Annotated in this window: 18 protein-coding genes; 9 read left to right on the top strand and 9 right to left on the bottom strand. The window is 39.7% G+C overall.

Annotated elements, in window-relative coordinates:
* Positions 1-2: 2 nt before the first annotated feature.
* On the bottom strand, positions 3-3,245 hold the full coding sequence (locus tag AC1DYB_RS02300) for a PAS domain-containing hybrid sensor histidine kinase/response regulator (protein ID WP_477432069.1): 3,243 nt from the start codon (positions 3,243-3,245) through the stop codon (positions 3-5).
* Positions 3,246-3,425: 180 nt separating this feature from the next.
* On the opposite strand from AC1DYB_RS02300, the gene AC1DYB_RS02305 reads away from it, so the two are divergent.
* Positions 3,426-4,712 (top strand): citrate synthase, encoded by a 1,287-nt coding sequence (locus tag AC1DYB_RS02305; protein WP_295716260.1) that lies wholly within the window; start codon positions 3,426-3,428, stop codon positions 4,710-4,712.
* 141 nt (positions 4,713-4,853) lie between these two features.
* On the opposite strand, the gene AC1DYB_RS02310 is transcribed toward AC1DYB_RS02305, so the two are convergent.
* The 3 genes from AC1DYB_RS02310 to AC1DYB_RS02320 form a co-directional block, all read right to left on the bottom strand.
* Positions 4,854-5,951: a SusE domain-containing protein gene (locus tag AC1DYB_RS02310; protein ID WP_477432072.1), complete on the bottom strand. Its 1,098-nt coding sequence runs from the start codon at positions 5,949-5,951 to the stop codon at positions 4,854-4,856.
* A gap of 67 nt (positions 5,952-6,018) precedes the next feature.
* The gene (locus AC1DYB_RS02315) at positions 6,019-7,611 is read right to left on the bottom strand and encodes a RagB/SusD family nutrient uptake outer membrane protein (protein WP_477432074.1); all 1,593 of its coding nucleotides are present in this window, start codon (positions 7,609-7,611) and stop codon (positions 6,019-6,021) included.
* Between the two features lie 27 nt (positions 7,612-7,638).
* Positions 7,639-10,644: a SusC/RagA family TonB-linked outer membrane protein gene (locus AC1DYB_RS02320; protein WP_477432076.1), complete on the bottom strand. Its 3,006-nt coding sequence runs from the start codon at positions 10,642-10,644 to the stop codon at positions 7,639-7,641.
* 346 nt (positions 10,645-10,990) lie between these two features.
* Between AC1DYB_RS02320 and AC1DYB_RS02325 the strand changes: the two genes are divergently transcribed.
* The 5 genes from AC1DYB_RS02325 to AC1DYB_RS02345 all read left to right on the top strand — a co-directional run bounded on the left by AC1DYB_RS02325 (position 10,991) and on the right by AC1DYB_RS02345 (position 16,231).
* Complete coding sequence (locus tag AC1DYB_RS02325) at positions 10,991-12,127, top strand: alpha/beta hydrolase-fold protein (RefSeq protein WP_477432078.1); 1,137 nt, start codon at positions 10,991-10,993, stop codon at positions 12,125-12,127.
* Between the two features lie 80 nt (positions 12,128-12,207).
* Positions 12,208-14,100, top strand: coding sequence for a RecQ family ATP-dependent DNA helicase (locus AC1DYB_RS02330; protein ID WP_477432080.1), 1,893 nt, complete (start codon positions 12,208-12,210; stop codon positions 14,098-14,100).
* 313 nt (positions 14,101-14,413) lie between these two features.
* Complete coding sequence (locus tag AC1DYB_RS02335) at positions 14,414-15,022, top strand: GIN domain-containing protein (RefSeq protein ID WP_477432082.1); 609 nt, start codon at positions 14,414-14,416, stop codon at positions 15,020-15,022.
* A gap of 369 nt (positions 15,023-15,391) precedes the next feature.
* On the top strand, positions 15,392-15,580 hold the full coding sequence (locus tag AC1DYB_RS02340) for a hypothetical protein (RefSeq protein ID WP_295716248.1): 189 nt from the start codon (positions 15,392-15,394) through the stop codon (positions 15,578-15,580).
* 156 nt (positions 15,581-15,736) lie between these two features.
* Entirely contained in the window at positions 15,737-16,231 is a 495-nt protein-coding gene (locus AC1DYB_RS02345; RefSeq protein ID WP_477432084.1) for a hypothetical protein, read from the top strand.
* A 356-nt stretch (positions 16,232-16,587) separates the two neighbouring features.
* On the opposite strand, the gene AC1DYB_RS02350 is transcribed toward AC1DYB_RS02345, so the two are convergent.
* The gene (locus tag AC1DYB_RS02350) at positions 16,588-16,917 is read right to left on the bottom strand and encodes a YbjQ family protein (protein WP_147052092.1); all 330 of its coding nucleotides are present in this window, start codon (positions 16,915-16,917) and stop codon (positions 16,588-16,590) included.
* 111 nt (positions 16,918-17,028) lie between these two features.
* The gene (ppnP, locus tag AC1DYB_RS02355; RefSeq protein ID WP_295716241.1) at positions 17,029-17,316 is read right to left on the bottom strand and encodes a pyrimidine/purine nucleoside phosphorylase; all 288 of its coding nucleotides are present in this window, start codon (positions 17,314-17,316) and stop codon (positions 17,029-17,031) included.
* Between the two features lie 186 nt (positions 17,317-17,502).
* On the opposite strand from ppnP, the gene AC1DYB_RS02360 reads away from it, so the two are divergent.
* On the top strand, positions 17,503-18,075 hold the full coding sequence (locus AC1DYB_RS02360; protein WP_295716239.1) for a DUF6252 family protein: 573 nt from the start codon (positions 17,503-17,505) through the stop codon (positions 18,073-18,075).
* 106 nt (positions 18,076-18,181) lie between these two features.
* Here AC1DYB_RS02360 and AC1DYB_RS02365 read toward each other — a convergent pair whose 3' ends face one another.
* Complete coding sequence (locus tag AC1DYB_RS02365; protein WP_477432086.1) at positions 18,182-18,562, bottom strand: hypothetical protein; 381 nt, start codon at positions 18,560-18,562, stop codon at positions 18,182-18,184.
* A 222-nt stretch (positions 18,563-18,784) separates the two neighbouring features.
* On the opposite strand from AC1DYB_RS02365, the gene AC1DYB_RS02370 reads away from it, so the two are divergent.
* On the top strand, positions 18,785-19,720 hold the full coding sequence (locus AC1DYB_RS02370; protein WP_477432088.1) for a cation diffusion facilitator family transporter: 936 nt from the start codon (positions 18,785-18,787) through the stop codon (positions 19,718-19,720).
* 53 nt (positions 19,721-19,773) lie between these two features.
* Here the strand turns inward: AC1DYB_RS02370 and AC1DYB_RS02375 are convergent, their stop codons facing one another.
* Both AC1DYB_RS02375 and AC1DYB_RS02380 read right to left on the bottom strand, forming a co-directional pair.
* A complete protein-coding gene (locus AC1DYB_RS02375; RefSeq protein WP_477432090.1) occupies positions 19,774-20,544 on the bottom strand; it encodes an oxygenase MpaB family protein in 771 nt (256 codons plus the stop codon).
* A gap of 19 nt (positions 20,545-20,563) precedes the next feature.
* Positions 20,564-20,941: a ribosomal maturation YjgA family protein gene (locus tag AC1DYB_RS02380; RefSeq protein WP_477432092.1), complete on the bottom strand. Its 378-nt coding sequence runs from the start codon at positions 20,939-20,941 to the stop codon at positions 20,564-20,566.
* Positions 20,942-21,117: 176 nt separating this feature from the next.
* Between AC1DYB_RS02380 and AC1DYB_RS02385 the strand changes: the two genes are divergently transcribed.
* Entirely contained in the window at positions 21,118-21,675 is a 558-nt protein-coding gene (locus AC1DYB_RS02385) for a sugar O-acetyltransferase (protein ID WP_477432094.1), read from the top strand.
* The last annotated feature ends 161 nt before the right edge of the window (positions 21,676-21,836 follow it).

A 21,836-nucleotide genomic window follows, 5' to 3' on the forward strand; every position in this document is an offset into this window, starting at 1 on the left:
TGTTATTCATTAACTGCAGTAGTGTTACAGTGTTTAGCTACTTTCTCAAATAAAGTGCCCGGCTCAAAAGGCTTAGTGAGGTAGTCGCTCATGCCGGCATCAAATGCTTTGTTGTGGGTTTCGGGCATGGCATCTGCCGTTAGTGCAATGATCGGAATATCGGGGTATGATTTCTTGATGATAGCAGTTGCTTCAAAGCCATCCATAACAGGCATCTGCAAATCCATAATGATGAGGTTATAGCTGTTGTTGTTCACCATGTTAACGGCAATCTCACCATTAAGCGCTTCATCAACCTGGGCGTTCCATCTCTTTAAAAACCGGGTAGCTATCATCAGGTTCATTTTATTATCATCAACTATCAGTATTTTCATACCTGTTAAATCAAGTACATGCCCGGGAATAGAAGGGGTAACCTGCTGCTGACCTATGGCCTTCGGCGCAATATTAAAGGCGATTGAAAAGGCAAATGACGTGCCTTTGGCCAGCTCACTTTCAACAGATATCGTACTGTTGTGCAGTTCAACCAATCGTTTAGTAATAGCGAGGCCAAGGCCGGTACCGCCATAATCATTGTTGATAACCTGTTTGTCCTGCATAAAGGGATCAAACACAATGTTGAAGCTATCGGCAGATATGCCTATGCCCGTATCAGTAACAGTAAATTTTACAGTTACATTTGAGTTGTGTATAAATTCCTTCTCTAATTTGATGGTAACTCCACCTTTATGGGTAAACTTAACCGCGTTACTCACCAGGTTGTTCATTACCTGGCTTAAACGCATAGCATCGCCGGTTATCATTTCAGGAATGCTTTCGTCAATGATAACATCTAATGTTAACTGCTTTTCGGCCACTTTGGAATGAAATGACTGCTTTATTTTTTGGATAAGTAGGTGAAGGTTAAACTGAGTATTGTTGAGTTCCAGCTTACCGGCTTCTATTTTATTGTAATCTAAAATATCATTAATAATGGCCAGCAGGTTCTCTCCCGAAAATTTGAGTGTATTGAGGTATTCCATCTGCCCTGGCAGCGGATTTTCGGTTAATAATAAATTGGTAGTGCCAATAACAGCGTTCATCGGTGTGCGGATTTCATGGCTCATGATGGACAGGAACTCCGATTTGAATTTTGATGATTTTTCTGCAAGTTCTTTGGCCGATATCAGTTCTTGCCTGGCCTTTTGCTGATCGGTAATATCCTCTCCAATGCTTGTAGTTTCCTTCAGGTTTCCATTCTCATCATAGCTGATAGTATTTTGCCAGCTTATAATACGCAGATCTCCATTACGGCAAATAATAGGGTTAACAAAATGGGCATTAATTGTATCGTTTTTGTACCAGTTCAGCAGAAAATCCTGCAGGTCATCGGGTACAAAGTTTTTCATCCAGTTCATGCCCACTATCTCATTTTGTGAATAACCTACCAGGTTGGCCAGGTATTTATTGCAGAAAACTACATTAGCGTTCTTGTCCAGCGTAATTGCAGCGAGGTTAATTGTTTCCAAAACCAGTTTGTATTTGCTTTCCGACTGGCGATAATCTAACTCCGCTTTTTTACGCTCGGTGATATCCTGTAATGTGCCAATTATTTTGCGAGTGCTTCCATCATCACGCTTCATTAGCTTACCTATAATAATGCTTAGGTATTTTACATTTCCGTTTGGTGTAATGATGCGATACTCATGCGAGACATCTTTTAAACCTTCAGGTTTTTTTAAGAGATGTTTTAAAATGTAGCTGTCATTAGGATGAACATATTTTAGCAACAGCTTAATAAAATCCGGTTCATGCGAAGTTGTTGCAGTCGGAATTTCGTAGATGACGTTCAGTTCCTCAGACCAGGCAAGTTTATTGGTAGTTAAATCCCACTTCCAGTTACCTATTTTGGCAATGGTTTGGGCCTCCATCAACTCTGCCTGGCTAATTTTTACGGCTTTTTCTGATAGCCTGGCTTCGGTAATATCCTGTAGTACACCAAAAATACGTTTGTTATTGCCCTCTATATCCTGCAAAAGCGCGCCACGAATTATCTTGATATACTTTAAATTACCTTTAGGTGTAATAAATTTATGCTCAAACTGAGGTTGAGTGATTGCATGTATGCTTGATAGATAGGCCTCTGCGTTTTCCTGATCATCGGGGTGGATAAGGCTGATGTAATAATGGAATTTGCTAATATTTTCCGGTACACTATCTATTTCCAACAGGGCATACAAGTTGTCAGACCAATAGGTTTCACTGGTAGTGTGATCATACCACCAGTTGCCTGTTTTTGAAATAGCCTGAGCTTCCAGCAAAAGCGCCTCATTGGCCTTTAAAGCATCGGCATATTTTTTTTGTTCTGATATATCAATAACCGATGCAGAGATCCTTCCGGTGTAAGCGCCGTTACGATCATATACCGGCATCATATCGCAGGTAAACCAGTTCCCGCTCCCATAATCTGATATATATTGGATAGAAGTAGGCAGCCTGTTTTTTATTACATAATCAAGGGCAATATCGTATTTTATGGCTCTTTCAGGGGTTAAAACGTCGGCCAGTTTTTTACCAATGAGTAAGCTTGGGTTAATTGGTCTCGCGGTTAGTTCGTTATACCAGGCATTTAAGCAAACCTTATCTTCATTAAACTCAAAAATGATATCTTTAAGTGAATTAATAAGGGAATGAAGATCTTCCCGGCTTTCGCGTAGCATTCCATCATTAGCCAGTAAATCACGATTAAGGTCCATTGCCTTACCAATGGCATTTTTAAGCTGATACTGGTAAGCCATAATCACCAGGAAAGATACATATGCAATAATTGTAAAAATTAAAATTAATACAGCCAATATTGTTAATGATATGTTTAAGTGGGGGGCTGTGTAATATGCAGCGATGATGGCAATCAAATTAAGCGCGCAAATGGCAACAAATTCCTTCCGCTTTTTGCAAAATAAAGTTAAGGCAATAAATATGGTAACGGAGCTAAACAGGTAAACATGTTCGAACCCGTTTTTACTAAGTAAAATACAATTATTGATTACTATAAATGCTAGAATGGTGGTGTAAGTGCTTATTGTATAGATGGTTTTATTATTGCCGAAAGATATGGCCAGTGATAAAAGGCAAAAAAAGCTATTGATTATCCTCAACCAAATGGGATCATACGAGTTAAAAGAGCAGAGATAATGTAATGAAGGACTTGCTATGAATAAACCGATGAGCAATAGCCGGTAAATTGTATTGTCGTTTTGGATCATTAACAATGTTTTAACTTTCAACGACATTACTTGGTGCTTTTTTGATAAATTAGGGGGCGGTGCTCAATAAAAGAAGGTAAAATTAATAAATTTGCACCTAAAAATTTACAAAGAGTAAATTATCTTAGCGGTTATTAATACGCAGATTTAATTACATTTGTTGCAGATACAAAAATTTCTATGTCGGAAACAGCACAACTAAAAATTGGTGATAAAACATTTGAACTCCCGGTAATTGAGGGTACAGAAGGTGAAAAAGCAATAGATATTTCAAAACTGAGGGATCAAAGTGGTTATGTAACGCTGGATATCGGCTACAAAAACACAGGAGCTACCAAAAGCGCCATCACTTTTCTGGATGGAGAGAAGGGCATACTTAAATATCGTGGTTATTCAATTGAGCAACTGGCCGAGAATGCCAGCTTTATTGAAGTAGCCTATTTATTAATTTATGGCAGTTTACCAACCGAAAAAGAGTTAGATGAGTTTCAATATGAAATAAGCCGCCATACGTTGGTTCACGAGGATATGAAGAAATTTTTTGATGGTTTTCCGTCAAAATCACATCCAATGGGTCAGCTTTCATCATTGATTGGCGCGTTAGCTGCTTTTAACCCCGAATCACTAAAGCAAGGTTTATCAACAGAGGAAGTAAACCTGGAGATAAAAAAACTACTTGCCAAAATGAGCACCGTGGTTTCATGGATCTATAAAAAATCATTAGGCCATCCGGTTGTTTATCCGCAAAATAAATATGATTATGTGACCAACTTCCTGTACATGACGTTTGCCGAACGTACAGAAGATTATAAGGTTGATAGGGTAGTAGTTGATGTAATGAACAAATTACTGATACTCCATGCCGATCATGAGCAAAACTGCTCTACATCAACCGTGCGTATTGTGGGTTCATCTGATGCAAATTTATATGCATCAATCTCTGCCGGTATTTCAGCACTTTGGGGCCCGCTGCATGGCGGCGCAAACCAGGCCGTTATTGAGATGCTGGAGAAAATTAAAAATGATGGTGGTGATACCGATAAATGGATTGCCAAAGCCAAGGATAAAAACGATCCGTTCCGTTTGATGGGTTTTGGTCACCGTGTATACAAGAATTTTGATCCAAGGGCCAAGATCATCAAAAAGGCCTGCGATGATATATTAGAGAAATTAGGTATCAATGATGAAGTACTGGAGATAGCCAAAAAACTGGAAGAGGTAGCGCTGAAAGACCCTTATTTTGTTGAGCGCAAACTTTATCCAAACGTTGATTTTTACTCGGGTATTATTTACCGTGCCTTGGGTTTCCCTACAGAAATGTTTACCGTATTGTTTGCACTTGGCCGTTTACCTGGCTGGATTGCACAATGGAAAGAAATGAAAGAGAACAAAGAGCCTATCGGTCGTCCGCGCCAGATTTATACCGGCGACACTGATAGAGAGTACAAGGATATTAAGGATAGATAAACTCCTTTTGACCAAGGATAAAAGATAAAGTAAAAAGCGATGGTATTAACTCCATCGCTTTTTTTATGGCCAATAGCCAAAAAAGCCCGCTGGTTTTCACCAGGCGGGCGTTCAAATCAATCAGTCAACTGTATAAAATTCTTATTGCTTTACCATTGTATAGGTAGCCTGAGCATTATCATTTCCGATAGGTTTAAAAGTGATTTTGTAGGTGCCTGAAACAGGTACAGGGATATTGTCATCATCTGATGAAGTCAGGATGGTGCCATTTGCTCCTGTTTTAGGAATACCGTAACTATGTGTCCAGGCATGCCCAAGTCTAACTTTGATTGAGCCAGTAGATTTTAATGGAAGCGTAACGCTCCATGATCCGCTACCATCGTTGGCGGATTTCATATCCACATCGTTACCATCGCTCCATCCGTTTGCGCCGTCACCAATAATACTGTAATAATCTGTGAAGGATTCAAATGAAATTTTGTTAGTATTAAGGTTAAGCGTAACCGTATAAAAGCCAGGAGCCGCAGGAGCGTAGAAATTATTGGCTCCGCCTATAGCCACATTACTGCTGGTGGTGTTTTGAGGATCAGCAGTGGCGTATTTATTGTCGTAGCTTTTTTTACCGGGTACTACCAGGAATTGGTTATTACCAGCAGTAAAATTAATTATACCAACATAAATGCCGTTGCTTGTAGCCGATATTAAGCTATCCTGGTGATTGATATCCCATCCCTGGAATGCGCCAACGGTATACAAAAATGAAGTTAAATTAAACGGTGTAGTTGTTAACGTAATATCGTTTGAATATGTAGGAGCAACTAACGAACCAGTGAACTGTGTTTTTAAACGCACATGAACAGTTGTTGCAACGCCCCCAGGTAATTTTGCGGCCAGCAACAAGTTGTTAAAATCCATAACAGTAAATGTTTTTGAAACATCTTTGCTGCTTAAGGTAGTCTCTTTAGTCAACGTATCTACGAAAGCAGCGGTACCACTTACTTGTATCGAATTGCTTATTGCAGAACTAAAGCCAAAGCTTGGCGCTTTAAAGGTGAAGGTGATGGCATTATCTGTAAGGTGTGCTTTGCTAAGCGTCGGCGTAGTTGTACTTGCTGTCAGTGTGCCTTTTGCTGTTGACGGTGATGCTACAACTTTATTACTTTCATCCTTTTTGCAGGATGCCAGCATCAACAGCGCAATACTGCCGAAAGCCAGGAATTTTGTAAATGATTTTTTCATAATCTCTTCTTATATTTTATGGAACGGTTAACCGGGTATCTTCATTAAAAGATACCCGGAACGTTTTTTAATATCCTGTGTTTTGTTTTAAGTTAGTATTGGCTGCAACATCGCTGCTTGGTAATGGGAATATGGTGCGGAATGCTTCAACGGATTTACCATTTTTAGCTCCACCTTTAAACGGCCATAAATAGGTGTCTTCAACAAATTTTCCATAACGGATCAAATCTGTACGGCGGAAACCTTCCCAATACAACTCTCTTCCTCTTTCGTCAAGGATGTTATCAACTGTTATACTTGTTAAATTTCCGCTGGCATTACCGTAGGCACGTGTGCGTAATGCATTTACATAACCTAAAGCTGTAACAGCATCGCCACCCGAGCCACCACGTAAAACCGCCTCGGCATAAGTAAGGTACATTTCTGGTAAGCGGAAAATAGGAATATCCATATCAGCAAAATCCAAACTTTGAGGCGCGCCGCCGTCAATTTTAACATCTTTAAATTTGGTTATTCCATAACCATCGGTAAAGGTGCCTATGTCGGTGATATCTAAATTTTGACCAGGTGTATAAAATTGCGCGCGTTTATCTGCACTTGAAGCACCACCCGGAAACAGGTTAACCAAAGCTTTAGTAGTACGTGCACCTCCCCAGCCACCGCTGATACCAAATTCAGATGCAGGCATTGAACCACCTACAGGTGCATGAGTCATAAAGGTTGCACCACCATAGCTTTGTGTATGCAATCCATCATAGTTAATGGTTAGGATAAATTCTCTGCGGTTCAAATTATTGTCGGCACGCATTAATTTGGTGTAGTCGCTAATTAAAGAATAGCCGGCGCCAATTACCTTTTTAGAGTAGGTAATAGCATCTGTGTTTCTGTCTGTACCGGTATATACTTTGGCATTCAGATATATTCTTGCCAATAAGGCCCATGCTGCTGCCTTATCTGCACGGCCATACTCGTTTGTTTTAGGGTCAGCTAAACCTGCATCAATTGCTTTCAATTCGCTTTCAACATAAGTAAAAAGATCCTTGCGCAAAATTTGTTTAGGTAATGTTGAGCCTAATGCATCTGCTTCTGTTACAAATGGAGGGTTACCAAACATATCCATCAATGTAGCATATTGGTAAGCTCTTAAAAAGCGGGCTTCAGCCTTAAATCTTCTAATGTTATCAGCATCAGTGCCTGTAATTCCCCTGCTGCTTAAATTTGCATCAGAAGACTGACGGATGAAATCGTTGGCCAGTGTGATCTGGTACATGGAACGATAGTACAAGCCTTTTAAAAATACATTACTTGATGACCAGCTCATGTTATGGAAATCGGGAAGACCAACGTCTCCCCAGCCTATAACAGCTTCATCAGTAGATAATTCCTGGGCACACCATAATAAACGGAAATAATCAGAAGTACCTTCGTCTAATCCCTGGATATCCTTGGTGTTGTCATCGCCTGCCGGTCCTTTATTTCCGGTTAGGGCAAAACTTCCGTAAACTTTTGCAAAAGCTTGTTTATAACCGGTGGCGGTGCTGTAAACCTGCGCTGATGTTACATCGTTAGTTGGGAGCAGGTCGAGTTTTTTGGTACATGATACCAAGCTACCTGATATCAATCCGGCAACTAATAATATTTTAAATGAATTTTTTTTCATGCTAATTTTTTTATAATAATCAAATAATTACAGCGATAGATTTAAACCTAAAACGTAAGTACGCGGTCTTGGATAGAAGTTGTTATCAATTCCATTGCTTACTTCAGGATCTAACCCTTTATATTTTGTTATAATAAACACATTCTGAACATTTGCACTTACCCTAAGGTTACCTCTGCTGCCAAATATTTTACCAAAGTTGTAGCCTATGTTCGCATTGTCCATTCTGATAAATGAGGCATTTTGAATGTAATAGTCTGATAGCACATTTTTATCATTGCTGCCGCTTAAGCCGCTCTCCAATAAATTTGTTGATGCATTGTTTATAATTCCTATCGGGTTAAGAACGCTTATTTTTGTGCCCGAGCCCGAGAATACGTTATTATAGGCATAGTTACCTACGCTTGCCCTGGCAACAAAACCAGCAGACCATTTTTTATAGTTAACGTTTGATGTTAAACCAAAGTACCCTTTAGGATCCGGGCTTTTATAATGATAAAGATCTTGCGTGTTTATTACGCCATCATTATTACGGTCAACAAAAACGCCATCCAGCGGTTTGCCATTTGTTCCGTACACCTGTTGGTATACATAAAATGAATTTCTTGCATAACCTACCGACTGGATCTGTATGTTGTTACCTGTTCCGCCAGAAATGCCGCCGGTTGGGCTACCTGCGTAATTCGGATCATTAGATATGGTAAGCTTGGTTATTTTGTTTGTATTATAGGTAGCATTAAAATTAACATTCCAGGTTACATCTTTGCTCCTGATGATGTCCGAGCTTATATTAAACTCAACACCACTGCTTTTTGCATCACCAATATTTGCTACAATCTCATTGGTGAAGTTGGTACCGGCCGGCTGCGAAATTTTGTTTAACAAATGCGTTGTTTTACGGTTAAAGTAATCAACACTACCGGTTATCCTGTTATCTATAAAGCCGAAATCTAAACCAATATTTGTAGCTGCGGTTTGTTCCCAAGTTCTGTTGTAATAATATCCTCCGGGGCGGTACAAGCTATAAAATGTGTTGTCAAACTGGTATTGCGCGGTACTATTACTTAAGTTATAATAAGAAATGTAATCATAGTTGCCAATACCTTCCTGCTGGCCTGTAACTCCATAACCAACCCGCAACTTTAAATCAGAAATTACCGATGAGCTTTTTAGGAATGATTCTTCTTTAATTTTCCAGGCAAATGCTCCCGATGGGAACGTACCGAACTTTTGATCTGGATTAAACCTTGATGATCCATCACGGCGTACAGTACCAGTTAAAATATACTTGTCTTCAAAAACATAATTCAAACGTCCGTAAACTGATATTAATCTATTTTCCGGTTTATCAAAAGGATAAGTAGGAGGGGTTACAACAGTTTTGTCGTAGGTGTAATCATTATAGTTATAATTAGTAGTCTCGAAATCCTGGTAAGAATAACCGGCTACTGCATCAATATGGCTTGCTATATTTTTAAAATCTTTTGCGTAGCTTAAATAGCCTTCAAAAATTTTATTTGATTGCGTTTGTTTGTAAACGTTATTGGTACCGCCATGAAACTTTCCTTGTGGATCTTTAAAGCGGTTATAACCGTTAGCTGCGCTATCAGGAATAATGGTATGTCCATCACCCTTTGAAATATCATAGCCAAAGTTAACGTTGGCATGCAATTCTGGTAAAAAATGGAATTTGTAATCAAGTTGTAAGTTACCTATGCTTCTGTAAACCTTACTTCTGTTGTCTTGTTGCTCAAGCAAACCCAGTGGGTTTAAACCAGCTAATGATCTTAAACCAGAAGTTGACTTTGAATCAAGCCACTCATAATAGCCGCCAAAACGTTTGCTGCCAGAGTAAACGGGTTGTGTAGGGTCAAAACTTACAGAGGAGCCAACAGCGCCTTCGTTTGCAAACCTTTGTTTAACCTGCGCCCCTTTTAAGTTTAAATTTATTTTTAAATGATTGGTGAACAGGGTTGGATTAAGGTTTATAGCGCCTGTTAAACGCTCTAATGAGCTTGTTTTTAATATACCATCCTGATTTAGGTAACCAAAAGAAACGCGGTAAGGTAAAACTTTAGTAGCACCCGAAACGCTGATATTGTTGTCTGTTGATACGGCAGTTTGATAGATCTGTTTCTGCCAGTCAGTATTTGCTGTACCTAACTGGGCTTGCTGGGCAGCTGATCCGTTTGCTTTTACATAATCACGAAGCTGATCTGCACTAAGTACGCTCGCCTCTTTAACTAATTTAGATACAGAGAACTGTGTGCTAAAATCAACAGTTGGTTTACCGCTGCTTCCTTTTTTGGTGGTAATTAAAATTACACCATTTGAAGCCCTGTTACCATATATTGCGGCAGCAGATGCATCTTTTAATATAGAAAATGATTCTATATCATTTGGATTGATTAAACTTAATGGGTTTGCAGCTCCAGAAATGCTGCTGTTACTGATAGGCACTCCATCAATAACAATAAGTGGGTCATTACTTGCAGATAGTGAAGCACCACCGCGAATACGGATCTGGCTTCCTGCGCCTGGGGCACCGCTGTTTGAAATTACAGAAACACCTGCAACCTTACCTGCAATTAATTGTTCAGGAGTTGTGATAACTCCCTTTTGAAAATCCTTTGAAGTAACGTTTGCGATAGATCCTGAAAGATCCTTCTTTTTTTGAGTACCGTAACCTATAACCACAACTTCATTCAGGCTTTTACTTTCGGGCTGAAGGCTAAAATCAACTACCGTAACAGAGGTATTTACCGTAACGGTTTTCTTTAAAGGGATGTAACCTAAAAATTTAGCGGTTACGGTAACGTTCCCGGTCTTAACACCGGTTATGGTAAAACTACCATTTGCATCGGTACTTCCACCAAGGGTTGTGCCATCAATGGTAACTGAAGCGCCGGGTAGGGGCGCATTGGTTTCGTCTAATACCTTGCCTTTGATGCTTCCGGTTTGGGCAAATGCCATCACTGACATCATTAGAAAGGCACAAAGGAGAACGTACTTTTTTGAGTAATTTTTTCTCATTTACTTTTTGGTTTGTGTGAATAAAAAAGGCTTATTTAGCCAGTACTTAATTGGTCTGATAATTTTGCTGTAATAGCACGTGACTAATTTACATTTAGAAATAATAAATGCAAATTTTATGTAAAAGATAATTTTGAAGGAATAAATTAAGGTATAGTTAACTTTAGGGCAACCTCAGGAAAGTTATTTTTTTTAAGGGTTTAACGCCTTTTTTGTGGGAAATTTGCAGATTTACAAAGATTTGCACGAAACTAAGTGTCAAAATTACACATTGCGTAATTTTCCTAATATGTAACCAATTTCCGGGAACGTTCCCGGAAATTACTTGTCAATGAAACAATTAATAATGAGAAAAAAAATATTTTTCTGCGCGTTTTGGATTTTAGGTCAAAGTTTTTTACTTTTTGGACAGGTAAAAACTGCCTTTAAAACGGGCAAAATAGCCTCTTTAAAAAGTGCATCCGAGCACCTGTTTTTGGCCGGTAATTTTAACAACTGGAACCCGGCAGATAGTGCCTGGCAAATGATACCTAATACAGATGGCAGCTACCAGCTTTTGAAAGTTATGCCCAAAGGCATTTACAATTACAAAATAACCCGTGGCAGCTGGGGTACAGTTGAATGCAGCTCCGCTGGTAAAGGCATTGATAACCGAACGCTTAGTGTTGCAAATGATACTTTGATAACTTTAGATGTTGCCGCCTGGCAGGATAATTTTGCAACTGCAGCAAAGCAACATACAGCTTCAGCACAGGTACATATTATAAGTGATAATTTTGAAATACCGCAACTGGGCAGGCAACGCCGTGTATGGATTTATCTGCCCAAAGATTATGCCTCATCCAAAAAGAAATTCCCTGTAATTTATATGCACGATGGGCAAAATCTGTTTGATGACTACTATAGCGGGTATGGCGAATGGGGAATTGATGAACTGCTTGATAAAGTATTGCCTCAAAAAGAATGTATAGTGGTAGGTATTGATCACGGCGGTGATTACCGTATTATAGAATATGATCCCTATGATTCAAAATACGGCAAGGGCCTGGGTGCCGATTACGTTGAGTTTTTAGTTAAAACCCTAAAGCCGTACATTGATATGCATTATAAAACTAAAGCCGGTGCAAAATATACTACCATTGCAGGCAGCTCCATGGGCGGGCTGATATCAATGTATGCTACCATTAAATATCCTGATGTATTTGGTAATGCCGGTATATTTTCGCCCGCGTTTTGGATAGCGCCAGAAATTTATGAGCTGGCAAAACAAAAGCAGATAGGGAATAAAGCCCGCTTTTACTTTGTATGCGGTGATGCCGAGAGTGAAGATATGGTTGCCGATATGAAAAAAATGGCTGCGATTGTACAAGAAAAAGGTGTTAAGCCCCAAAACGCCCCGGTAGTAATTATTAAAGGCGCCAGCCATAATGAGAAACAATGGAATGGCGATTTTCCGGACTTTTATAAATGGCTGTTTAAGTAATAAGCACATTTTTTATACTCTTATTTCTTGTCTCTTGATTCCTGCCGCTTTCTCACTAAATTTGGGGCTTACCCAAATACATGACCATAGAGGAAATATTAAAACAGTACTGGAACCATGATCATTTCAGGCCGATGCAGGCCGAGATCATCAAATCTGTTTTATTAGGTCGTGATACCTTGGCTTTATTACCTACCGGTGGTGGCAAATCTGTTTGTTTCCAGGTGCCTGCGCTGGCAAAAGAGGGGATATGTATTGTGATTTCGCCACTTATAGCCCTCATGAAAGATCAGGTAGAAACCCTGAAAGGGAAAGGTATCAATGCAGTGGCCATTGTATCGGGCATGGGATTGCGCGAGATTGATCTGGCCCTGGATAACTGCATCTATGGCACGGTTAAATTTTTGTACCTCTCGCCCGAGCGGCTACTTTCCGAACTGGTACGCGAGCGTATCAAGTATATGAAGGTAAACCTGATTGCCATTGATGAGGCACATTGTATATCGCAATGGGGATATGATTTTAGGCCGTCATACCTGCACATCGCCGATTTGCGCGAACTTCATCCCAATGTGCCTGTGCTGGCACTAACGGCTACGTCAACAGTTGATGTTAAGCAGGATATACAGGATAAATTACTGTTTAAAGACCAGGTTGTATACCAGCAAAGTTTTGAACGCAAAAACATTAGCTATGTGGTGCAAAATGCCGAGAATAAATTGCGCCGCATGCTGGATATAGCCAAAGGTGTTAAAGGCAGCGGTATTGTGTATGTACGCAGCCGTAAGGATGCCGCCGACATTGCAAAATTTTACAACGAAAACGGTATCAAAGCCGATTATTACCACGCCGGTTTACCCATGGATATAAGAGCCGAGCGGCAGGAAAGCTGGAAAAGTAACCGCACCCGGATAATTGTTGCTACCAATGCATTTGGGATGGGGATTGATAAGCCTGATGTGCGCTTTGTGATCCACAAAGATATGCCCGAAAGTTTGGAGGCTTATTACCAGGAGGCAGGCCGTGGAGGGCGCGATGAGCAAAAAGCTTATGGCGTATTGCTGTATACCCATGCCGATAGGTTACGACAGGAAAAAATGTTCCTGCTTAATTTTCCTTCGGTTGATGAAATTAAGCAGGTATACCATAGCCTGGCTAATTATTACCAGCTTGCTTACGAGGCAGGCGAGGGGCTGAGCTTTGATCTTGACCTTGGCGATTTTTGCAGCCGGTTTAAGCTGGACCCTATTAAAACTTTAAATGCACTTAAATTTTTGGAGAAGGATGAATACCTATCATTCAATGAAAGTGTGTTTCTGCCATCGCGTTTCAGGTTCGAGGTGGTGAACGAGGTATTATATAATTTCCAGATTCAGAATGCCGGTTGGGATCCGTTTATTAAAACCCTGCTGCGCTCCTACGGTGGATCATTTGAGGATTACGTAAGGATTAAAGAATTTGACCTTGCCAGGCGCACAAACCTGAGCGTTCAGCAGGTTGTTGACGGTTTGTTGCAATTACAACAGTTTGGTTTAATAAGTTATCTGCAACAAACAGATAAGCCGCAGATTACCTATTTAAAGGCCAGGCAACAGGCCGCCCGCCTGTTTATCAACAAAAACTACATAGAGGAGCGCAAGGAAACCTATCGTCAAAAAATGGAGGCGGTTTTTGCTTATGCCATTCATCAAAAATGCCGGAGCCAAATGTTGCTGGCTTACTTTGATGAGGTAAATGCCCGCAAATGCGGCATCTGCGATGTTTGCCTGGATGAAAAACGCCATAAAAACGCCGACGAAATATTTGATAACATCACAAACGAGATAGTGCAGCTATTAAGCGTATCAACCCCTGATATTGGCACACTTGTAACCACCATCAATATCGGCACCGAAAAAGAGAAGATGGAAGCTATCAGGCTACTGCTTGATGCCGGCAAAATTAAAACAGACGGCGAGAAGTATTATATGTAATCTGGCTCGTGTTGCGGGATGCGAGGTTAGGGCTTCGGTTGTAAGTAATATTGATCTTTCATCTCTTTTTTAATTCGCACAGCAGGTTGTAAACCCCCGTCTGCGGCTCCGCGGCCAACAACCTGCCCCGAAGCCGAAATACCCCGAAAAATTTATCGTTATTTCACCGGATAAAATCTACCACTTACCGACAAAAAACCTGCATACAACTATTACAGGTTATACTGCTGTAACGTTTTTTAATCGAGATCGTCATATAGGTGTATTTAAAAATATAAATAAACAATCATCTGACAATCAAAATATTAATATCATGAAAACTAACTTAATCGCCATCTTAGCAGTAATAGTTACCGTACTTGGCTTCACAAATTCAACTTACGCAGCAGTAGATAATACTACTAAAAATACTACTAAAGGTGTTGTGTTAACAGACATTAGCAGCATCAATAAAATAGAGGTTTATGGAAATGTGCAGTTATACATTTCAACCGGTGCTGCCGACCAGGTAAAAGTTTACAATCAGTACTATGCCGAAAGCGCCTTGGTTCAATCACAAAAAGGTGTTTTAAGGATCTCATCATACAAAACCGAAAAATTGGTAGTTTGGGTTACTGCAGAAGAACTTTCATCAATCACAGCTTATGATAACGCAGAAATAAAATCATTCGGAAACCTATCTGCCATTGAGCTCGACGTGAAATTATATAACAATGCATCTGCCGATTTAAAACTGGATACCTACAGCGCCCGTGTTACTATGAATGATCGCGCAAAAGCTGATATCAGTGGTACCGTAAAAGAATATAACCTGGTACACAACATATCATCAACCGTAAACAGGACCTACCTGGTTGCCGATCACGCTACAGAAAAATTAATCGGCGATAAAGCAAAATCTGACGACTATGCAGGCATATAACGCTACTCAAAAACAATCTGCCATAAAATATTAAGCAGCCACCCAAACGGGTGGCTGCTTTTGCTTTGGGGGAAGCGTTGGACCTTGTTAAAATGGCACTACAAATACAACCCGCAATTTTAATGTGTAAAATTTTCGTATATTTGCAAAACAAACGGAAATTTATAGCTATTTCCTTATAGCCACCCACTAATCAATTCTTATTGATCAGGGTTCATTTTTATCCCCGCTGATACCGTTGCTGCCCGGAAATTAAATTGATGATATCCTTTTCATGTAATTCCAGATACCGAACTTTAGTTCCGTTGATCAGATTGATACAGGTTGTAACCAGGGAAAAGCTCATTGTTTAACTAAATTTTAATAAACATGGCTAAATCGCAGGCAACATTCATGAAAAAACAACTCGAAAAAAATCGTCAGAAAAAGAAAGAGGATAAAGAGCAACGCAAGCAGGAGCGTCAGCAAAATGGTGGCGGAAGTGACCTGGAAAGCATGATGGCTTACGTTAATGAATTTGGCGAAATAGTATCTACTCCTCCCGAAAAGAAAGTATAAACTTCTTTATTTACAATATTATGTAGTGTAACAATACGAACGTTTACACTACATAAATCATTGTAAGTTTCTCCCTCAAATAAATACCTCATCTACCCTTTGAACCTTTTTGAGTTTTAATTGTCGTACATAAAAAACACGAGTAATTAAAAAACTATGAAGATCAATTTATGCTTGCTGCTGGCAGTAGCTTTTATGGCATCCTGCGCCGGAGGCCGTAGCAATTCTGGTAGCGCCGATACCTCTGGTATTAAACCCTCACAAAAAGATTCCCAGTTAGCCAATGTTGCAAACGCTCCTGATATTAATATGCAATACTGCTTTTTTCATACGGATGGTACAAAAAACCAGGACACCACAAAAGTAAGTATGTTGATAAATGGCGACAAGGTTAATGGTGAAATGAGCTGGCTCCCCAAAGAAAAGGACTCGAAAAAAGGCCTGTTGACAGGTACCCTTAACGGCAACGTTATTAAAGCCGTTTGGACATTTAACCAGGAAGGTGTTAAGGATACTATGAACGTTGAGTTTCAGTTACGAGGGAATGCCCTTGCCCAAAAGCCTTATAAATACGATACTAAAACAGGCCGGCAGCAAACCAACGGCGCGGCCGAATTTAGCGTGCTGTACAGTATGAAAAATTGTAACTAATTGTTTAGATTAGATAAAAAATAAGCAGCAAAAAAATATGAAAACCCGTGACTCCAGTATTCTATATCTTGTATTAGGCCTATACACCCTCATGATTAGTTGGCATTATAATCATTCAATAATTTTATTGCTTGTTCATTACCTTATTTGGCCGGTGTACCTGGTTTATGAATTATTAATAGGGCACCTGGCGCATGGCCTATGGAAAACCATCCCCTTGTCTTATTTTAATTAATACAAGGGTTTAATATATTTTTCAATTAAAACTACCCGCCAAACAGCCGGGTAGTTTTTTTATAAACAGATTTTTAGGGAATGGCAGTTTTACCATTTCCTCTTTCATTATACTTTTAAACTTAAACTTTTTCAACAACAACGGCGGTACCATAAGCCAACACCTCGGTAATGCCCTGCATCACTTCGTTGGCATCATAACGCATATTAATAATGGCATTTGCACCAATAGCCTGCGCATGTTGTATTAAAAGCTGGTAAGCTTCTTCGCGCGCATTTTCGCAAAGTTCAACGTAAATTGACAGCCGGCCGCCAAAAAGCGATTGAAAACCACCGGCAATATTACCTAATGCACTACGGCTGCGTACTGTAATACCGCGAACAACACCTAAATGTTTAACTACGCGATAACCATCCAAACCAGTACTGGTTGTTATAAGTGAAGTATCCATTTTTTTTTAGTTTATCAATGATTGGTTAGAGCATTTATACCATTCAATGTTACATTAAGTACTTACGCTCAATAAAACTATAGCAAAAAGATTACAGGACATTGGTGATGCTTACCTGTATTTACAAAGATAGGAGCTCTGCACATGGGTTTTTACTTTGAACGAGGTATTGGCCTCAACTTCAAATGATTGGCCGCCGGTGTAGGTTTGCCAATCCTGTTCGCCTGGTAATAAAGCTTCCAGTTGTCCTTCAATAACGGTCATGGTTTCATGGCTGGATGTGCCAAATTCATACTCGCCTTTTTCAATTACCCCAATGGTACTGCGGCCTTCGGCACTGTTGTAGGCCAATGATTTTACAGCCCCTTCAAAATATTCGTTTACGTTGATCATACTCATAATTTAAGCTACTAATATGCTTAAATAAAACCATTTGTTTTATAAATGTTAGCTCAAAATTAACAGGCTTAAAATTGCCGAATGTTAAAATATGTGAAAAAATTAACTTTGGTTGTAATTATTAATCTGCAAAGAGCGTTATTTGCATAAAATCTGCAAAGCGAATGTTTTGCATAAAATTCATATATGAGGAAAATTCAACTTATTGTTCTGTTACTTATATCGGCTACCTATTTTCAAAGCTGTAAAAAAGACGTTGTTACTTCTGCTTCTACCACATCTGATAAAATCCTGGCTGCAAATATTAATGGTGTTGAATGGTACCCTGATACGGTATCGGCCCGTATCTCTTTTGATGATGCTACAAAAATAAAAACCTTTTCTGTAACGGGTACTGCGCTTGCAAAACGGGTTGTTTTTAGTTTAAATGTACCAAATAGTACCAATACTAATAGTTTTCCATTGGCTACTTATAAAGTAGATGGAACCAGTAAAGTAAATATGGCCTATTACACGCAACAGAAAAATTCCTCTGGCAATTATGTATTTGTGCAAACGGGCACTGTGGAGCCTGGTTCAGGCTCGGCTACCATAACAGCAATAGATACTGTAAAAAAAGTAATTACAGGAACCTATTCGTTTACTGCCAAAAAGGTTAATTATGACAGCGATGGCAACTATGTATCTATAGAAATATCACAGATATTGGTAGGTACTTTCGATAATCTGCCTTATACATTCGGAAATAATAATCAATAGAAATTTCTTAGGATAAAAAATATTGTAGTCGTTTTTAAACGATAAAGCCCTTTTGTTAATAAAACAGAAGGGCTTTACTTTTTATAGAAGTTTTATAAAAAAACAATTATACACCAGGACGGGTTGGTACCGGCGTAGGTGAGGGGCTTGGATTTGGCGTTGGACTCGGACTTGGCACAGGTGTTGGAGTGGGCGATGGGTTAGGGCTTGGCACCGGTGTTGGCGATGGATTTGGATTTGGCACAGGTGTTGGAACCGGAGTTGGTGTAGTAGGATCCGTTGGTGTAGGCACCGGTGTTGGAGAAGGTGGCGGCGTTTTGGGATTTTTCTTCTTTTTTCCAGGTATTGTATCAGTAACCCTAATTGTTTTTTTGATGGTTAGCTGGTTGTTTTTGGAATTACTACCTGCATTATGATTGGCGGCAAATACTACCGAACCTACAAATGATAACGTCATTGCAGCTGCTATTATCTTTAAATTTTTCATGGTAATTTTCTTTAAGTTGTATATAAATTAACTTATAATATAATGTTTGATGGCCAAAATTGTTTCGATTAATAAAAAGGGAGGTAGCATATCTAATTATAAATCAGTGCGGAAGATGAGATAAGTGGGTGAAGTTTCTGTTGCCGGTTAGCTTTTTTACCAATGATTAATCATAAAACTCATTAGGCAAACAATATATAGCGTAAAAGCATTTAGATGGGTATGGCATCATCAAACAAATCTATCTATAGCGCGCTGGCGGCGAATTTGCTTATTGCTTTAACAAAATTTATAGCGGGATTTTTTAGTAACAGCGCTGCAATGATAGCCGAAGGCGTACACTCGGTTGTTGATACTGCCAACCAGGTATTATTGCTTTTCGGGCTGAGGCAAAGCCGGAAAAAACCTGATGCCACCCACCCGTTTGGATACGGGAAGGAACTCTATTTTTATTCGTTCATTGTTTCCATATTGATATTTGGCCTGGGTGGTGGAGTATCCATGTTCCAGGGTATCTATCATATCATTCACCCGGATGTTCTCGGCATTCCGAAGTGGAACTATATTGTGTTGGGGATATCTGTGATATTTGAAGGCTCATCGTTAGTGATAGCGGCAAAAGAGTTCAATAAACTACGCGGAGACAATACCTGGTGGCAGGCAATCACCAAAAGTAAAGATCCATCAACATTTTTGGTTTTGTTTGAGGATAGCGCCGCCGTGATAGGTTTATTTATTGTGGCTATTTGCATGTACCTCGGCCATACCTATCACATTAATTACATGGATGGCCTGGCATCGCTGCTGGTAGGGATATTACTCATTTGCGTATCGTTAATATTAGCCCGCGAAAGCCGTAGCCTGCTTATGGGTGAGGGGATAGGCTCCACTACTAAAAAAAGGATTACCGAAATTGTAGAGCAAGACCAGGATGTATTAAAACTGATGCATATCCTGTCAACCTATCAGTCACCAAGCGAAATTGTGTTGATGCTCATTATCGCCTTCAAAAAAAATTTGGATACGGCAGGTATTAATGAGGCTATCTCCCGCGTCAGAAATATAGTAAAGGATGAGTATAATCTTGTACATTTTGTGATCATCCAGCCCGAAATTTATATGGAAAAGGTAGACCCTGATGTGCAAACGTATATTTAGATGCTTTTAAATTAGCTTTTGAACGATGGATGGTAAAGTGATATATTCCGTTTTTACTTAGCGATAAACGGGCTATCCATACCAATGATCTGCGCCTTGTAAGCTGCGGGCAGCAGGGCATTGCGTAAAAAGGTTTCTATTTTAATCAGCCTTAAAAATTTATAAGTCCAGATAACAGCCAGCAACCATGGTATTTTACCTAACGACAGGTGTTTGCGTACCAACGGAGGCACAACCAATAACTGCGCCTGTTTTAATACCAGGTAACGCGCATGGCCGAGGTGTTTTTTATATTGCCGATACATATCAAGCGTTAATTCGCCGCTTACGAGGTTTTGCTGCAGGTGCTCATGGCGCATGAGCAGGTATGCGGCATAGTTGGCAGGTAAGCCTGCAAGCTGCATGCGCAGGCCTACCCGATTAAAAACATCAAAAGTTTCTGCCTTTTCGGCTTCTGTAAGTTTACGTTCCAGTAATTCATAGGAGCGAATGGAGAGATCAATGAGTAAAAACAATACATCGCGGTAGGCCCAATCAGGTATTTGTGCCCCGCGGCTGGTTTCCACTCCTTTATGGATGCTGTTGATCTTATCAATAGATTGTAAGGCTGCCTGCTCTTCAGAAAAGATGATCTGCCTGGAATAAGCAACTGTAGAGAATAGCCGCCCAAGCGGATCTGCAGGGAGGCGACCGGTAAAATAAAGCCAGTCGACGGCCTTATTTAAGGCAAACTCTGCAGCAGCACCTGCAAAAATAAAAAGAATGGTATCAGCCTTTCCCCATATTTTCCGCACTATTGAATCTTCGCCTACAAAATATGGCATGTTTTTATTGTTTAATAATTTAGCGGTATGTAATTGTTGCCCGTGTTTTTTCAACGGTAAAAACCAATCCTATACCCAATGTGTTGCACAATATGTCTGTCCACGAAAAGGAAGTACCCAATAACAGTGCCGCCATTTTGGAGCGTATTAAACCCATCCAACTGATTATATGAAAGTATTGTGATATTTCAACAGCGTAGGCAAATAGCAATACCCCGAATGCTGTAGATAGGGCACTTTTATTTAAAAAAGATTTAACAAAACAGTAGACGAGGGTCACTACTAAAAAATCGCCGCCATACGGCCTGATGATGTTATCATGCAGGTATTTTCCTATCAGTATTTCTATCGTTAGTAAGAATAAAGTAAATCCTAAGTAAGTTTTATTAAAAATCATTTATAAAAGAACTTTGCAATGCAAAGTAAATAAAGATATTCTCAATTTGCAAATGCTCCATGATGTAATTAATGTAAATTAAAATAGGATGGAGTGAATGAATTTTGCATTGTAAAACTTGGGGCGTCTATGTAGTTCATCTATAAATCATATATTTAATCCATATAAACCTATATATGCAAAAAACAGAACTTGAAAAAATGGTGGCTGGCGAGCTTTATGATGCCGGCGATGCTGAACTGGTTGCCGGTCGCTCAAAGGCACGCAAGCTGTTTACCCAATATAATGCAGCCAGTTATGATGATAAAGATACCAAACGGGCTATTTTAAAGGAACTGTTGGGAGGCTTCAAAAATGCCATTGATATTCAATCGCCCTTTTACTGCGATTATGGCTTTAATATTTTTGCCGGAGATAACCTTTTCCTGAATTTTAATTGCATCATATTGGATTGCGCCCGTGTAACGCTGGGCGACAATGTTTTTATGGCCCCCAATGTGCAGCTTTACACAGCCTATCATCCCGTAATAGCCGCCGAGCGTATAAAAGGCCCCGAATATGCGGCTCCGATAACCATCGGCAATAATGTATGGCTGGGCGGTGGTGTAATTGTATGCCCCGGTGTTACCATTGGCGATAATACCACCATTGGTGCAGGCAGCGTGGTAACAAAAGATATCCCTGCAAATGTGGTGGCAGTAGGGAACCCTTGTAAAGTAATAAAGGAATTGTAGATGAGTGGTTATAATCGGATTATTAGTGATAAGGCCCATATTATATAATATGGATGCAAAGCACTCGCCTTTACCAATCCCGATAGTTTTATAATATCTTTTGGTTGGCCGGTAAAGGGCATATAGCTGCGGTGCTCAGCATACTGAAATAAATATTTTAC

The organism is Mucilaginibacter sp. P2_A4 (assembly GCF_056405015.1).

What these genes read in the sequence shown, in the direction of transcription:
- AC1DYB_RS02365 (WP_477432086.1), bottom strand. Translation starts at nt 18,562, where the DNA reads ATGAAAAATTTAAAGATAATAGCAGCTGCAATGACGTTATCATTTGTA.
- AC1DYB_RS02300 (WP_477432069.1), bottom strand. Translation starts at nt 3,245, where the DNA reads ATGATCCAAAACGACAATACAATTTACCGGCTATTGCTCATCGGTTTA.
- AC1DYB_RS02310 (WP_477432072.1), bottom strand. Translation starts at nt 5,951, where the DNA reads ATGAAAAAATCATTTACAAAATTCCTGGCTTTCGGCAGTATTGCGCTG.
- AC1DYB_RS02330 (WP_477432080.1), top strand. Translation starts at nt 12,208, where the DNA reads ATGACCATAGAGGAAATATTAAAACAGTACTGGAACCATGATCATTTC.
- AC1DYB_RS02335 (WP_477432082.1), top strand. Translation starts at nt 14,414, where the DNA reads ATGAAAACTAACTTAATCGCCATCTTAGCAGTAATAGTTACCGTACTT.
- AC1DYB_RS02350 (WP_147052092.1), bottom strand. Translation starts at nt 16,917, where the DNA reads ATGGATACTTCACTTATAACAACCAGTACTGGTTTGGATGGTTATCGC.
- AC1DYB_RS02305 (WP_295716260.1), top strand. Translation starts at nt 3,426, where the DNA reads ATGTCGGAAACAGCACAACTAAAAATTGGTGATAAAACATTTGAACTC.
- AC1DYB_RS02345 (WP_477432084.1), top strand. Translation starts at nt 15,737, where the DNA reads ATGAAGATCAATTTATGCTTGCTGCTGGCAGTAGCTTTTATGGCATCC.
- AC1DYB_RS02380 (WP_477432092.1), bottom strand. Translation starts at nt 20,941, where the DNA reads ATGATTTTTAATAAAACTTACTTAGGATTTACTTTATTCTTACTAACG.
- AC1DYB_RS02320 (WP_477432076.1), bottom strand. Translation starts at nt 10,644, where the DNA reads ATGAGAAAAAATTACTCAAAAAAGTACGTTCTCCTTTGTGCCTTTCTA.
- AC1DYB_RS02315 (WP_477432074.1), bottom strand. Translation starts at nt 7,611, where the DNA reads ATGAAAAAAAATTCATTTAAAATATTATTAGTTGCCGGATTGATATCA.
- AC1DYB_RS02360 (WP_295716239.1), top strand. Translation starts at nt 17,503, where the DNA reads ATGAGGAAAATTCAACTTATTGTTCTGTTACTTATATCGGCTACCTAT.
- AC1DYB_RS02375 (WP_477432090.1), bottom strand. Translation starts at nt 20,544, where the DNA reads ATGCCATATTTTGTAGGCGAAGATTCAATAGTGCGGAAAATATGGGGA.
- AC1DYB_RS02370 (WP_477432088.1), top strand. Translation starts at nt 18,785, where the DNA reads ATGGCATCATCAAACAAATCTATCTATAGCGCGCTGGCGGCGAATTTG.
- AC1DYB_RS02325 (WP_477432078.1), top strand. Translation starts at nt 10,991, where the DNA reads ATGAGAAAAAAAATATTTTTCTGCGCGTTTTGGATTTTAGGTCAAAGT.
- ppnP (WP_295716241.1), bottom strand. Translation starts at nt 17,316, where the DNA reads ATGAGTATGATCAACGTAAACGAATATTTTGAAGGGGCTGTAAAATCA.
- AC1DYB_RS02385 (WP_477432094.1), top strand. Translation starts at nt 21,118, where the DNA reads ATGCAAAAAACAGAACTTGAAAAAATGGTGGCTGGCGAGCTTTATGAT.
- AC1DYB_RS02340 (WP_295716248.1), top strand. Translation starts at nt 15,392, where the DNA reads ATGGCTAAATCGCAGGCAACATTCATGAAAAAACAACTCGAAAAAAAT.